We start from the raw sequence: 13,474 nt of genomic DNA, 5'->3' as shown, positions 1-13,474 counted from the left end.
CCTCGCGCGCCAACGCGCGCCGGCCGGTCTCGTGCGCGCGACGCTGCTGCGTCATCCCGCGCAGCGGTGAGAACCGTGGTTCCAGGCCGCGCGGCTCGACCTCACCGGGTCGGCGCGCGCGCCGCGCTTCACCGCTGCGAACGCGTTGATCGACGCGACACTGAAAGGACGCGGCGTCGCGCTCGCGCGCCGCTCGCGGATCGAACCCGAACTCGCGGCCGGCACGCTCGTGCGCGTGTCGACCGCGCGCGTGCCCGACGAGTAGGCGCACTACGTCGCGTGGCGTCACGGTCATCCGCACGAAGCGGCGATCCGCACGTGGCTCGACTGGCTGCGCAGCGAAGTGCGGCGCAGGACGCCGCGACGCTGAGACACGGCACTCGCATGCGCGTCGAAGCGCGCGAAAGCATTTGGTCGGCTCGACGAAAGCCATTCGCGATCATGCTCCGGTCGCAAACGATTCACCGAATCGTCGCATCGCAGCGGCATACTCGAAAACGTTTCCCGATCCGCCTGCCAGGAGAGAAGTCATGCGTCGCGTTGCCCTCGTCGTCGTTCTGTGTGCCGCCACCTTCGTCGCCGCCTGCAGCGACGACGCGCCGCACGACGCGCATACGGCCGACGCCTCGCAGCAGGCTGGCGCATCGTCCGGTTCCGCGAGTGCGTTCAACAGCGACGCAAGCGCGAACCCGAACGCCGCCGCGTCCGAGGCCGCGCCGCTCGCGCCGCCCGTCGTCCACTACCCGCCCGACGACGACGACGACGCCAAGCCCGCGACGAACGCGGGCGCGTCCGGCGTCGCCGCATCATCGCCGCACTGATCCCGCCGCACCTGTTCCTGTCCCCGATCGCAGAACCGAGGTGAAATAACATGACGTCATCCAGCCGCCGGCGTTTCCTGCATACCGTCGCACAATCCGCGGGCGCGGCCGTCGCGCTCAACGCGTTCCCCGAATCGATCCGCCGCGCGCTCGCGATTCCGGCCGCGCGCGGCACCGGCACGATCCGCGATGTCCAGCACATCGTCGTGTTCATGCAGGAAAATCGCTCGTTCGACCATTACTTCGGTCACCTGCGCGGCGTGCGCGGCTACAACGACCGCTTCCCGATCCCGCTGCCGGACGGCAAGCCGGTGTGGTACCAGCCGTCGAAGGAAGACCCGGCGAAACCCGTGCTGCCGTTCCGGCTCGACACGAAGACGACCAGCGCACAGTGCCTCGGCGCGCTCGACCACTCGTGGGCGAAGACCCACGCGGCGATCGACGGCGGCCGCTACGACCAGTGGCCCGCGAACAAGACCGACATGACGATGGGCTATCACGTGCGCGAGGACATCCCGTTCCACTACGCGCTCGCCGATGCGTTCACCGTGTGCGACAACTACTTCTGCTCGCTGCCGGGGCCGACGCACCCGAACCGCTCGTACCTGATGACGGGCACGGTCGATCCGACCGGCAAGTTCGGCGGCCCGCTGCTCGACAACGCCGACTACGTCGACGGCGACCTGCCGCCCGCGTACCAGCTGCTGTCGTGGACGACCTTCCCCGAACGGCTCGAGGCGCGCGGCGTGTCGTGGCAGATCTACCAGCAGGGGCTCACCTGGGCCGATCCGTACAACGGCAACTACGGCACGAACATCCTGCAGAACTTCACGAACTTCATCAACGCGAAGCCGGGCTCGTCGCTGTACCAGCGTGCGCAGACGGTGCGCACGCTCGACAACCTGAAGGACGACGTGATCAACGACCGGCTGCCGCAGGTGTCGTGGCTGCTGCCGCCCGCCGTGTTCTCCGAGCATCCGAAATACACGCCCGCGTACGGCGCGAACTACACGTCGCAGATCCTCGACGCGCTGACGTCGAATCCGGACGTGTGGGCGAAGACCGTGCTGTTCATCATGTACGACGAGAACGACGGCTTCTTCGATCACGTCGTGCCGCCGCAGCCGCCGACGTCGGCCGCGCAGGGCGCCTCGACCGTGACGACCGACGGCGAGCTGCATACCGTCGTGAACCCCGGCCGCGGCGGCAGCTACACCGCCGACGGGCTGCCGTACGGCCTCGGGCCGCGCGTGCCGATGACGATCGTGTCGCCGTGGTCGAAAGGCGGCTTCGTGTGCTCGCAGGTGTTCGACCACACGTCGGTGATCCGCTTCATCGGCGAGCGCTTCGGCGTCGACGAGCCGAACATCACGCCGTGGCGCCGGACCGTCTGCGGCGACCTCACCGCCGCATTCGACTTCCGCTCATCCGACGCGACGTTCCCGTCGCTGCCCGATACGAGCCAGTACCGTTCGACCGCCGACCAGCAATGCACGTCGCAGCCCGCGCCGACCGTGCCCGCGACGCCGTCGCCGATCGACCCGCAGGAACCCGGCGTGCGGCCCGCACGCGCGCTGCCCTACGAACTGCATGTGAATGCGAGCCTCTATGGCGGCAACACGCTGCGCATCGAGTTCGCGAACCGCGGCAACCAGGGTGCGCACTTCCAGGTGTACGCGACGAACCGCACCGACGGCCCGTGGCGCTACACGGTCGGCGCACGCCGCGTGCTGCACGCGGACTTCGACCTGGCGGAGACGAACGGTGCGTACGCGTTCTCGGTGTACGGGCCGAACGGCTTCGTGCGGATGTTCGCGGGCAACGTGTCGGCCGCGACCGCGCGCCGCCGCAACCAGGCGCAACCGGAGGTCAAGGCCGGCTACGACATCGCGAACGGCAACCTGTACCTGAAGCTGCGCAACCATGGCGCGGGTCACGTCACGCTGACGCTGGCCGACAACGCGTACGGCACGCCCGCGCGCCAGGTGACGCTGCACGGCGGCGACGAACACGTCGAGCAATGGGCGCTCGCGTCGAGCCACCACTGGTATGACGTGACGGTGAGCGACGGCGCGAACGGCACGTTCTCGCGCCGCTTCGCGGGCCACGTCGAGAACGGCCGGTCGAGCTACTCGGATCCGGCCGCGGTGCGGCCCGTCTCCGCGTCGTAAGCGCGGCGGCACGACGTTGCGCGGCGCTCGCCGCGCAGCGCGTGCCTGATGGTGTCAGATCGCGTGCGCAAGCGCGCGGTCGACGAGCGCGGCGTCGAAGCCGTCGTCCGCGTCGCGAAAGCGCAGCGGCGCCGCGCAATGCACCAGCGTGTCGATGAAGTACTTCGCGCGCGGCCACGGCCCGAAGCCGGCCGCGGTGTTGATGTGTCCCGCGTCGCCGAGGTTCACGAACGCGCTGCCGAGCCGCTGCGCGAGCGTGCGCGCATCGGCGAGCGGCATCCACGGATCGGTCTCGCTGCCGATCACGATCGACGGCACCGCGAGCCGGCGCGCGTCGAACGGCCCCGCGAACGTGAATTTCTGCGGACTGGCCGGGGCGACGAGCAGCACGCCCGCGACGTCGGCCGCCTGCGGCCATTGCGCGAGCGCATGCGCGGCCGCGAGGCAGCCGAAGCTGTGCGCGGCCAGCACGAACGGGCCGCGCTCGCGCTCGAGCAGCGCGCGCACGGACTGCGCCCAGCGCGCGAGGTCGGGGGCGTCCCAGTCGGCCTGCTCGACCCGCAGCGAACGCGGGAACTGCCGCTCCAGCCAGCTCTGCCAGTGGGCGCCTTCACTCCCGTGCAGGCCCGGAACGGTCACGAGCCGCGGCGGCCACGCCGATTTGCTGCATGCGCGCATGATTGCCCTCGCTTGCTTTGCTTGGAGACGAGGTTCGATTGTGGCGCGCCGCGCGCGGCGGCCGAACCAATATTTTGTGCTTTGCTTTTGCGCGGGACGGCCACCGGGAACGGCCGCGCGGCACGGGCCGGCAGCCTCGCGGCGGCGCAACGCGCCGCGAAACCGTAGAATGTGGGCTTCCCGCTTGCCATGCATCGGATCGAACCGGGCGCCGCCGCGCCGGGTTCGATCGACAGGAGACGTCCGATGTCCGCTACGCCCGCCGGCGCGCTGCGCCCGTTCCATCTCGCCTTTCCCGTGTCGAGCCTCGCCGGCGCGCGCGCGTTCTACGGCGGCCTGCTCGGCTGCCCGGAGGGCCGCAGCTCGGACCACTGGGTCGACTTCGATTTCTTCGGCCACCAGCTCGTCGCGCACCTCGCGCCGGACGAAACCGGCAAAAGCGCGGTGAATCCGGTCGACGGCGACGACGTGCCCGTGCGCCACTTCGGCGTCGTGCTGTCGATGGACGAATGGCATGCGCTCGCCGACAAACTGAAGGCCGCGCACACGCGCTTCGTGATCGAGCCGCACATCCGCTTCAAGGGCGAGGTCGGCGAGCAGGCGACGATGTTCTTCCTCGATCCGTGCGGCAACGCGCTCGAGTTCAAGGCGTTCGCCGACATCGGCCAGCTGTTCGCCAAGTAAGCGCATGAAGATCCTGTTCTACTCGCCGCAGCAGGAAGCCGGCGCGTGGCGCGACGCGATCGCGCAGGCACTGCCCGACGCGGAGCTGCGCGCGTGGCAGCCGGGCGACACGGCCGCCGCCGACTACGCGCTCGTGTGGCGCGCGCCGCGCGAGCTGTTCGCGCCGCGCGACGGCCTGCGTGCGATCTTCAATCTCGGCGCGGGCGTCGACGCGCTGCTCGCGCTCGACCGCGCGCATCCCGGCACGCTGCCGCGCGACGTGCCGCTGGTGCGCCTCGAGGATTCGGGCATGGCGCGGCAGATGATCGAATACGTGACGCACGCGGTGCTGCGCTACCTGCGCCGCTTCGACGAATACGAGGCGCTGCAGCGCGAGCGCCGCTGGCAGGTGCTCGAGCCGCATCCGCGCGCGCGCTTCACCGTCGCCGTGCTCGGCCTCGGCGTGCTCGGCGCACAGGTCGCGCAGGCGCTCGCGGCGCTCGGGCTGCCGGTGCGCGGCTACAGCCGCGGCCCGAAGCGGCTCGACGGGATCGAGACCTTCGCGGGTGACGACGCACTCGACGCCTGCATCGACGGCGCGAAAGTACTCGTGAACCTGCTGCCGAGCACGCGCGACACCGACGGGATCCTGTCGGCGCGCACCTTCGCAAAGCTGGCGCCGGGCGCGTACCTGGTGAACGTCGCACGCGGCGCGCATCTCGTCGAAGCCGACCTGCTCGACGCGCTCGCGAGCGGCCAGGTCGCCGCCGCGACGCTCGACGTGTTCCAGCACGAGCCGCTGCCGGTCGACCACCCGTTCTGGCATGCGCCGCGCATCACGATCACGCCGCACTGCTCGGCCGAGACGCTGCGCGACGAAGCCGTCGAACAGATCGCCGGCAAGATCCGCGCGCTCGAGCGCGGCGAGCGTATCGGCGGCGTCGTCGACTACGCGCGCGGCTACTGAATTCCGCCCTACACAAAACTGGAGACAACCATGACGTTCCCCACCGCCGTCAAGATCGTCGAAGTCGGCCCGCGCGACGGGCTGCAGAACGAACAGACCTTCGTGCCGACCGACGTGAAGATCGCGCTCGTCGACCGGCTGTCGCGCGCCGGCTTCCGCAACGTCGAGGCCGCGTCGTTCGTGTCGCCGAAATGGGTGCCGCAGATGGCCGACGGCGCCGACGTGATGGCCGGCATCGAGCGTCGCGCGGGCACCGTGTATTCGGTGCTCACGCCGAACCTGAAAGGCTTCGAGAATGCGCTCGCCGCACGCGCCGACGAAGTGGTGATCTTCGGCGCGGCGAGCGAGGCGTTCTCGCAGCGGAACATCAACTGCAGCATCGCCGAGAGCATCGCGCGCTTCGAGCCGGTCGCGAAGGCCGCGAAGGATGCCGGCCTGCGGCTGCGCGGCAGCGTGTCGTGCACGCTCGGCTGCCCGTACCAGGGCGACGTGCCGGTCGCATCGGTCGTCGACGTGGTCGAGCGCTTCGCCGCGCTCGGCTGCGACGAGATCGACATCGCCGACACGATCGGCGTCGGCACGCCGAAGCGCACGCGCGAAGTGCTCGCGGCCGTCACGCGCGTGTTTCCGCGCGAACGGCTGTCGGGCCACTTCCACGACACCTACGGCCAGGCGCTCGCGAACATCTACGCGGCGCTGTTCGAAGGGATCGAGATCTTCCACGCGTCGGTCGCCGGCCTCGGCGGCTGCCCGTACGCGAAGGGCGCGACCGGCAACGTCGCGACCGAGGACGTGCTGTACCTGATGCAGGGCCTCGGCATCGACACCGGCATCGACCTCGCGCAGGTGGTCGCCGCCGGCGACTTCATCTCGACCGCGATCGGCCGCGCGAACGCATCGCGCGCCGGCCGCGCGCTGCTCGCCAAGGCGCAGAGCGCGGCCGACACGCCGAGCTGCGTCTGACCCCGACACTCACGGATTCCCCATGACGACACCTGCTTCATTCGACTCCCTCCCCGATTCCGCGCGACGCGTCGCGCTGCTGCTGCGCGAACGCGGGCATGCGAAAGGGATCGTGATGCTCGCCGAAACCGGCAAGACCTCCGCCGAGGCCGCGGCCGGGCTCGGCTGCTCGGTCGCGCAGATCGCGAAGTCGATCCTGTTTCGCCGCGAATCGGACGGGTTGCCGGTGCTCGTCGTCGCAAGCGGCGTCAACCGCGTCGACGAGCAGAAGGTCGCCGCTCAGGTCGGCGCGGTCGGCCGCGCCGATGCGAAGTTCGTGCGCGACCACACCGGCTACGCGATCGGCGGCGTCTGCCCGATCGGCCATCTCGTCGAACCGGTCACGCTGATCGATGCCGACCTGCTCGAGCTCGACAGCCTGTGGGCGGCCGCCGGCCATCCGCACGCGGTGTTCAACCTGTCTCCGCAGGAGCTCGTCACGCTGACGGGCGCGCCCGTCGCCGACGTCGCGCTGCGCAACGACGCATGAGCGGCGTGCCGGTGCCGGTCGGCACGGTCGCATCGCCGTGCACCGACGTATGCAGGATCGACCCGCGCACCGACTGGTGCGCGGGCTGCCTGCGCACGCGCGACGAGATCAAGGGATGGCGCGCGTCGGACGACGATGCGAGGCGCGCGTTGCTCGCGCGGCTCGACGCGCGGCGGCGCCTGCTCGCCAGGAGCGGCGCATAAAAAAATGCCGTTCGACCAGTCTGGCGAACGGCATGAGATCGGAATCCTGTGAACGTGATCAACGTCACAGCCCGCATCATACGAGCGACGCCGCAGCGTCGCATCGGGTGTTTCCCTACAGCTTCTTACAGCATGTTTCACGCGCAACCTTCGTTCCCGGACGCGGCGCCGACGCGCGTTGGCGACGCGCCGTAGCGGCGAACGATCGCACGACCGTTTCAGTTGCCGACCGCCGCGCGACGCGCGGGCACGATGCGCCAGCCGAGGTTCACGCCGGCCGCCGCAAGCAGGATCAGGAGCGCGCCGAGCACCTGCGTCCATGCGAGCGTCTGCCCGAACGCGACGCGATCGACGATGATCGCGACGACCGGATAGACGAACGACAGCGCGCCCGTCGTCGCGACCGGCAGCTTCTGGATCGCGCCGTACAGCAGCACATACATCAGGCCGGTGTTCACGACGCCGAGCACGACGAGATCGAGCCATTGCGCGGCCGTCGCGGGCAACGTGCCGAAGTGCGCGAACGGCGCGAGCAGCACGATGCCGAGGCCGGCCTGCAGCAATGCGAGCAGATGCGGCGGCGTGCCCTTCAGGTGCTTCGTGACGATCGACGACACCGCGTACAGGAATGCCGCCCCGAGCGACAGCGCGACGCCTTCGAGATATTCGCCGGGCACCGCGAGCACGGCCGGCTCGACCCGCACCACGCACACGAGCCCGACGAAGGCGAGCGCGAGCCACGCGATCGTCGACGCGCTGATCCGTTCGCGGAACACGATCGCGCCGAGCGCGACGAGCATGAACGGCTGCGTGTTGTAGACGGCGGTCGCCATCGAGATCGACGCGCGCGAATACGCGGCGAACAGCAGCAGCCAGTTCGCGACGATCGCGACGCTGCCGAGCGCCGCGAGCGCGAGCATGCGCGGCGAGAACAGCGCGCGGCGCAGCAAGCCGAGCGCCGCGCAGACGATCGCGAGCGTCGCGGCGCCGAACAGGCAGCGGAAGAACACGACGTTGGTGAGCGGTTGCTGCGACGACATCACGAGCCAGCCGATCGTGCCGGACATCATCATCGCGACGACCATCTCGGCGGCACCGCGGCGGATTTCGTTCGAGGCCATCATGGACTCCGTTTGACGAGAGGGAATGACTTCGATTCTAGGAACTTGCTTTCCGTGCATCCACGGCTAAACTGAAGCGAAACCACCGATTCACCTTCGAAAGCAAAGCGATCATGTCGAAACGCCTTTCCCCGCCCGCCGTCGCGTCACTGGACGCGACCGACCGCGCGATCCTCGCGGCGCTCGCCGAGGACGCGCGCATCGCCACCAGCGAACTGGCACGGCAGATCGGGCTGTCGGCGCCCGCGACCGCCGACCGCGTGCGGCGGCTCGAAGCACAGGGCGTGATCGCAGGCTTCACCGTCGAGCTCGACCCGCGCGCGCTCGGCTACACGCTGCAGGCGATCGTCCGCGTGAAGCCGCTGCCGGGGCAGTTGCATCTCGTCGAGGAGGTGTTGCGGCGGATCCCGGAATTCGTCGAATGCGACAAGGTGACCGGCGAGGACTGCTTCATCTGCCGGCTCTACCTGCGCTCGATCGAGCATCTCGACGACATCCTGTCGAAGGTGACGGAGCGCGCGGAAACGAGCACGGCGATCGTGAAGTCGACGCCCGTGCCGCGCCGCCTGCCGCCGCTCGTCGAAGACGACGCCGCGCGCCGCTGACCGCCGGCGCGCTACCCGCCGCGGCCGGCGCCGCTCACGCGGCCGCGTCGCGCGCTTCGAAGAACGCGAGCAGCTCGTCGATCAGCGCGACGGGCGCCTCTTCCGGGATGTAGTGCCCGCAATCGAGCGCGCGGCCGCTGACGTCGCGCGCGACGCGCCGCCATTCGTCGAGCGGATCGAAGCAGCGGCCGACGATCCCGTTCTCGCCCCACAGCACGCGCAGCGGGCACGCGATCTTGTTGCCGCGCTCGAGATCCGCGCGGTCGTGCTCGAGATCGATCGTCGCCGACGCGCGATAGTCCTCGCACATCGCATGCACGGCGCCCGGCTGCGCGAGCGCGGCGCGATACGCGGCGAGCGCTTCCGGCGCGAACGGCGCGAGCCCGGCGGAACGATTGCCCATCACGCGCTCGATGTACGCATCGGTGCGGCCTTCGATCAGCGTTTCGGGCAGCGGCACCGGCTGGATCAGGAAGAACCAATGGAAATACGCGGTCGCGAACGCACGATCGGTCTGCTCGTACATCGCGAGCGTCGGCGCGATGTCGAGCAGCATCATCCGCTCGACGGCCGCCGGATGATCGAGCGCGAGCCGATGCGCGACGCGTGCGCCGCGATCGTGCGCGCAGACGTGAAATTGCGCGAAACCGAAATGCCGCATCACGGCGACCTGGTCGGCCGCCATCGCGCGTTTCGAATACGGCGCATGCCGTGCGTCGCTCGGCGGCTTGCCCGACGCGCCGTAGCCGCGCAGGTCGGTCGCGATCACCGTGAAGTGATTCGCCAGCGTCGCGGCGACGCGATGCCAGATCATGTGGGTCTGCGGATGGCCGTGCAGCAGCAGAAGCGGCGGCCCCGCGCCTCCTTTGACACCGAAGATGTCGGTGTCCTGCACCGTCACGCGAAACGGTACAAACGCCTCAAACGACATGGTTTGTTTCTCGTTGGTTTGTTATGGCGGGTATTGTAGGAGCGCCCGGCCGACTGCTGCGCGCGGCAGATGCCCGAATGTGTAGAAAGAGAACACTCACTCGATTGCCGCCACGCCGCGCGGTTTGCTAAGCTCGCGTAGAATCGCACGACCGTTCGTATTAATATGAAACGCCGATGCGCGGCTACACTCGAAGCACCGTTCGACCGCCAAGCATGGATGCCGGCGTCGGCGCGATCGCGCCGGGTCCGGCCGCCCCTCGAGACTGGAGACAACACATGGCATTGCCCGCCGTCCTGCAGAACCTGACGCTGCCCGTCATCGCGTCGCCGATGTTCATCGTCAGCTATCCCGAACTCGTGCTCGCGCAATGCAAGGCGGGTATCGTCGGATCATTCCCCGCGCTCAACGCCCGTCCGGCCGAACTGCTCGACGAGTGGCTCACGCAGATCCAGTCCGAGCTCGCCGACCACAAGGCGAAGCACCCGGACGCGGTGATCGGCCCGATCGCGGTCAACCAGATCGTCCACCAGTCGAATGGGCGCCTCGAGCACGACGTGCGCGTGTGCGTCGACCATCAGGTGCCGATCTTCATCACGAGCCTGCGCGCGCCGGCGCGCGAGATCGTCGACGCGGTGCACAGCTACGGCGGCATCGTGCTGCACGACGTGATCAACCTGCGCCACGCGCAGAAGGCGCTCGAAGCCGGCGTCGACGGGCTGATCCTCGTCGCGGCCGGCGCCGGCGGCCATGCGGGCACGACCTCGCCGTTCGCGCTCGTCGGCGAGGTGCGCAAGATGTTCGACGGCCCGATCGTGCTGTCCGGCTCGATTGCGAACGGCGGCTCGATCCTCGCCGCGCAGGCGATGGGCGCCGACCTCGCGTACATGGGCACGCGCTTCATCGCGACGCAGGAGGCGCACGCGGTCGAGGACTACAAGCACGCGATCCTCAACGCGAAATCGTCCGACATCATCTACACGAACCTCTTCACCGGCGTGCACGGCAATTACATCCGCGAGAGCATCGAGAAGGCCGGCCTCGATCCGGACGCGCTGCCGGAATCGGACAAGTCGAAGATGAATTTCGGCGGCGACAAGGCGAAGGCGTGGAAGGACATCTGGGGTGCCGGCCAGGGGGTCGGCCTGATGGACGACCTGCCGAGCGTCGGCGCGCTCGTCGAGCGGCTGAAGCGCGAGTACGACGACGCGAAGGCACGGCTCGGCATCGCACGCTGAAGCAGGCGGCGGGTTGGTCCACCGCCGCGCATGATGCCGGACCCAACAAAAAAGCGCGAACCGCACCGGGCTCGCGCTTTTCTCACGTCCGCCCGCGGGCGGGCGGCGCCGGTCAGCCCGCGCGCTTGATCCGCGTGATCGGCAGCACGCGCAGGCGCGACTCGATCGACGGGCACAGCGACTGCCCTTCGAATCGCGCGGCGAGGAAGTCGACGAACGAGCGCACCTTCGCCGACACGTGGCGGCGGCTCGCGTACACCGCATAGATCGGCGCCTCGTGCGGCGGCACCGAATCGAGCAGCACCGGCACGAGCCGGCCGGATTCGATGTCGTCGCCGACCACCTCGGTGCCGAGCAGCGCGATGCCCGCGCCCGCGAGCACGGCGGCGCGCAGCCCCTCGAGATGGTTCACGATCAGGTTGCCGTTCAGGTTCACGCGCGACGCGGCGGCCGCGTCGATCACGAGCGAATCGAGCATCGACGAATTCGAATCGCGGCGCAGGTAGTTGTGGTGCGCGAGGTCGGCAATCGTCTGAGGCGTGCCGTGCTTCTCGAGATATGCGGGCGACGCGACCAGCAGGAGGTGCGCGGTCGCGATCTGCCGCGCGACCAGCGACGACGATTTCAGTCCGTTCGGCGCCGCGCGCACCGCGACGTCGTAGCCTTCCTCGATCAGGTCGACCACGCGATCGGACAGCGTCATGTCGACGGTCACGTCCGGGAACCGCCCCGCATAATCGGTGACGGCCTGCATCACGTGCCGCAATCCGAACGCGGACAGCGACGTCACGCGCAGACGGCCCTGCGGCACGACGCTCGCGGCGCCGACCGCCTGGCCGGCTTCGTCGAGTTCCGACAGCGCCTGCACGAGGCGCTCATAGTATTCGCGCCCCGCCTCGGTCGGCGCGACACGTCGTGTCGTGCGATGCAGCAGGCGCGCGCCGAGCTGCTGCTCGAGATGCATCACGTGCTTGCTCGCCATCGCGGCCGACATCTGCATGCGCTCCGCCGCGCCGACGAAGCTGCCCACTTCGACGACGTAGCGAAACACATTCATGCTGACGAGGGTATCCATCGAACTAGCTCGCAATTCCTGGGAATCATGCAATTACGAGATAGGGTAACAAAGGCGAGGATACAAAAAGGTCAACAATGGCAAAACGGCGCTGCGAAAAATGCAGCGCCGTTTCGGGGCGGAAAGCCGGCAGGCAGGACGCGCGGTGCGGGTGCGTGCTGCCGATGATTCGTCAGAACTTCGCGCGGATGCCTGCGCCGAACGTGTTGCCGCTCGACAGGCCGCTGATGTGGTCGTTCATGTAAGCGGCGTAGACGTCGGTGCGCTTGGACAGCGGGTAGTCGTAGCCGACGGCCCAGGTCTGGCGCGTCTGGTCGAGGCCGCCCGCGTCGCGCGAGTACGCGTACGACGCCATCGCGTTGCCGACGCCGAGCGGCACCGACACGCCGCCCTGCGCGGTATTCACGTGCCAGCTGCCCGCGACCTGGTCGTTCTTCGTATACATATACTGGCCGAACAGCTTCACGTACTTCAGGTCGTAGGTCGCGCCGACCAGCCCGATGCCCTGGCTCTTCATGCCGGTCACGAGCGAGCTCAGGTCTTGCGGGCCGTTGTTGAAGTTCACGTACTGGTAGACGGCGGTCGCCGCGAACGGCCCGTTCGCGTAGTTGAACTGTGCGCTCCACTTCTTCGAGCGGTTGTCGCCGGCCGTGTTGCCGAGCGCGTACATCGCCGCGAAATTCAGGCCGCCGAACGAAGGCGACGTGTACGACAGCGCGTTGTTCCAGCCCGAATCGCCGACCGCGCCCTGGTCGCTCGGATAGGTCGGGAACGTGCCGAGGCCGAGGAACACGTGGTACACCATCGGCGAGAACGTGTACGAGTCGTAGAACGGGTTGAACAGGATCGTCGACAGGAACAGGTGCGTCGTCAGGCGGCCTGCCGTCACCGTGCCGTACGGCGAGCTGACGCCGACGTACGCGTTGCGCGCGAAGAACGTGTCGCCCTGGAAGCGGCCGAACTGGCCGTTCTGCGCGCGGAAGAAGCTTTCCATCGTGAAGATCGCCTTGTAGCCGCCGCCAAGATCCTCGGCGCCGTGCAGGCCCCAGTACGACGTCGACATCCCGCCGCCCGACACGTTCCATGCGCGATTGCCGCCCGGGAACTTGGTTGCGCCGACCCATTCGTCGACCTGACCGTAGAGCGAGACGCTCGACTGCGCGTGGACGGGTGCGGTTGCCGCCACGCAGGCGGCCGCGGCGATCAGCTTGACGGACGTGCGCGACGCACGGCGAGCGAATGCTTTCATGGGATCTCCAGGTTTTGTCGAATGGTCGATATGTGGCGCGAGCGTTGTTTTTGGGAGCCGATTGCTTGCGTCGTATGGGGCGCAGCCATCTTTACGGATCATTTGTCCGGTCAAAATTGCGCGCGCTTATTGCGGGTATAGCGGGGGCATTAACTTCGCGGAATCGACACGTGGCCGGGCGCGCGTCAGCGGCCCCGCGCGGAGCGGGCACGCGACGGGACGGCCGCGGGGTGCGCGTGCCGGGCGCGAAAGATAGCGCA

The 13,474-nt window shown here is 68.7% G+C and carries 14 protein-coding genes and 1 pseudogene; 10 read left to right on the top strand and 5 right to left on the bottom strand.

Annotated features, from left to right (window positions below):
• Positions 1-13: 13 nt before the first annotated feature.
• The 3 genes and pseudogenes from DIE22_RS15710 to DIE22_RS15700 form a co-directional block, all read left to right on the top strand.
• A pseudogene (locus tag DIE22_RS15710) lies at positions 14-370 on the top strand (LysR substrate-binding domain-containing protein); the annotation flags it as partial.
• 160 nt (positions 371-530) lie between these two features.
• A complete protein-coding gene (locus DIE22_RS15705) occupies positions 531-821 on the top strand; it encodes a hypothetical protein (RefSeq protein WP_124496527.1) in 291 nt (96 codons plus the stop codon).
• A 50-nt stretch (positions 822-871) separates the two neighbouring features.
• Positions 872-2,992: a phosphocholine-specific phospholipase C gene (locus tag DIE22_RS15700; RefSeq protein ID WP_124605466.1), complete on the top strand. Its 2,121-nt coding sequence runs from the start codon at positions 872-874 to the stop codon at positions 2,990-2,992.
• A 54-nt stretch (positions 2,993-3,046) separates the two neighbouring features.
• Here the strand turns inward: DIE22_RS15700 and DIE22_RS15695 are convergent, their stop codons facing one another.
• Positions 3,047-3,670, bottom strand: a complete 624-nt coding sequence (locus tag DIE22_RS15695; RefSeq protein WP_124496523.1) for an alpha/beta hydrolase — start codon at positions 3,668-3,670, stop codon at positions 3,047-3,049.
• A 246-nt stretch (positions 3,671-3,916) separates the two neighbouring features.
• On the opposite strand from DIE22_RS15695, the gene DIE22_RS15690 reads away from it, so the two are divergent.
• From DIE22_RS15690 to DIE22_RS15670, 5 genes are read left to right on the top strand one after another with little or no spacing between them, the layout of a single operon-like run.
• Complete coding sequence (locus tag DIE22_RS15690; protein ID WP_185640620.1) at positions 3,917-4,354, top strand: VOC family protein; 438 nt, start codon at positions 3,917-3,919, stop codon at positions 4,352-4,354.
• A 4-nt stretch (positions 4,355-4,358) separates the two neighbouring features.
• Positions 4,359-5,300: a 2-hydroxyacid dehydrogenase gene (locus DIE22_RS15685; protein WP_124496521.1), complete on the top strand. Its 942-nt coding sequence runs from the start codon at positions 4,359-4,361 to the stop codon at positions 5,298-5,300.
• A gap of 30 nt (positions 5,301-5,330) precedes the next feature.
• Positions 5,331-6,263 (top strand): hydroxymethylglutaryl-CoA lyase, encoded by a 933-nt coding sequence (locus DIE22_RS15680; RefSeq protein ID WP_124605465.1) that lies wholly within the window; start codon positions 5,331-5,333, stop codon positions 6,261-6,263.
• Between the two features lie 22 nt (positions 6,264-6,285).
• Positions 6,286-6,792: a YbaK/EbsC family protein gene (locus DIE22_RS15675; protein ID WP_124496517.1), complete on the top strand. Its 507-nt coding sequence runs from the start codon at positions 6,286-6,288 to the stop codon at positions 6,790-6,792.
• On the top strand, positions 6,789-6,995 hold the full coding sequence (locus DIE22_RS15670) for a DUF1289 domain-containing protein (protein WP_124496515.1): 207 nt from the start codon (positions 6,789-6,791) through the stop codon (positions 6,993-6,995). Before DIE22_RS15675 ends, DIE22_RS15670 begins: the two co-directional genes overlap by 4 nt.
• 218 nt (positions 6,996-7,213) lie before the next feature.
• On the opposite strand, the gene DIE22_RS15665 is transcribed toward DIE22_RS15670, so the two are convergent.
• The gene (locus DIE22_RS15665; RefSeq protein WP_124496513.1) at positions 7,214-8,116 is read right to left on the bottom strand and encodes a DMT family transporter; all 903 of its coding nucleotides are present in this window, start codon (positions 8,114-8,116) and stop codon (positions 7,214-7,216) included.
• A gap of 113 nt (positions 8,117-8,229) precedes the next feature.
• Here DIE22_RS15665 and DIE22_RS15660 point away from each other — a divergent pair, with 113 nt between their 5' ends.
• On the top strand, positions 8,230-8,721 hold the full coding sequence (locus DIE22_RS15660) for an Lrp/AsnC family transcriptional regulator (protein ID WP_057928614.1): 492 nt from the start codon (positions 8,230-8,232) through the stop codon (positions 8,719-8,721).
• Between the two features lie 34 nt (positions 8,722-8,755).
• On the opposite strand, the gene DIE22_RS15655 is transcribed toward DIE22_RS15660, so the two are convergent.
• Positions 8,756-9,652, bottom strand: coding sequence for an alpha/beta fold hydrolase (locus tag DIE22_RS15655; protein ID WP_124605464.1), 897 nt, complete (start codon positions 9,650-9,652; stop codon positions 8,756-8,758).
• A gap of 278 nt (positions 9,653-9,930) precedes the next feature.
• On the opposite strand from DIE22_RS15655, the gene DIE22_RS15650 reads away from it, so the two are divergent.
• Positions 9,931-10,890, top strand: coding sequence for a nitronate monooxygenase family protein (locus DIE22_RS15650; RefSeq protein ID WP_124496509.1), 960 nt, complete (start codon positions 9,931-9,933; stop codon positions 10,888-10,890).
• 112 nt (positions 10,891-11,002) lie between these two features.
• Here the strand turns inward: DIE22_RS15650 and DIE22_RS15645 are convergent, their stop codons facing one another.
• Positions 11,003-11,965: a LysR family transcriptional regulator gene (locus tag DIE22_RS15645; RefSeq protein ID WP_124496507.1), complete on the bottom strand. Its 963-nt coding sequence runs from the start codon at positions 11,963-11,965 to the stop codon at positions 11,003-11,005.
• A gap of 172 nt (positions 11,966-12,137) precedes the next feature.
• Positions 12,138-13,214 (bottom strand): porin, encoded by a 1,077-nt coding sequence (locus DIE22_RS15640; protein WP_057928618.1) that lies wholly within the window; start codon positions 13,212-13,214, stop codon positions 12,138-12,140.
• Positions 13,215-13,474 lie beyond the last annotated feature (260 nt).

It is taken from the genome of Burkholderia sp. Bp9142, assembly GCF_003853415.1.
GTDB lineage: Bacteria > Pseudomonadota > Gammaproteobacteria > Burkholderiales > Burkholderiaceae > Burkholderia.
Note: the sequence above shows the minus strand (reverse complement) of the source record. Positions and strands in the feature narration are given on the sequence as shown.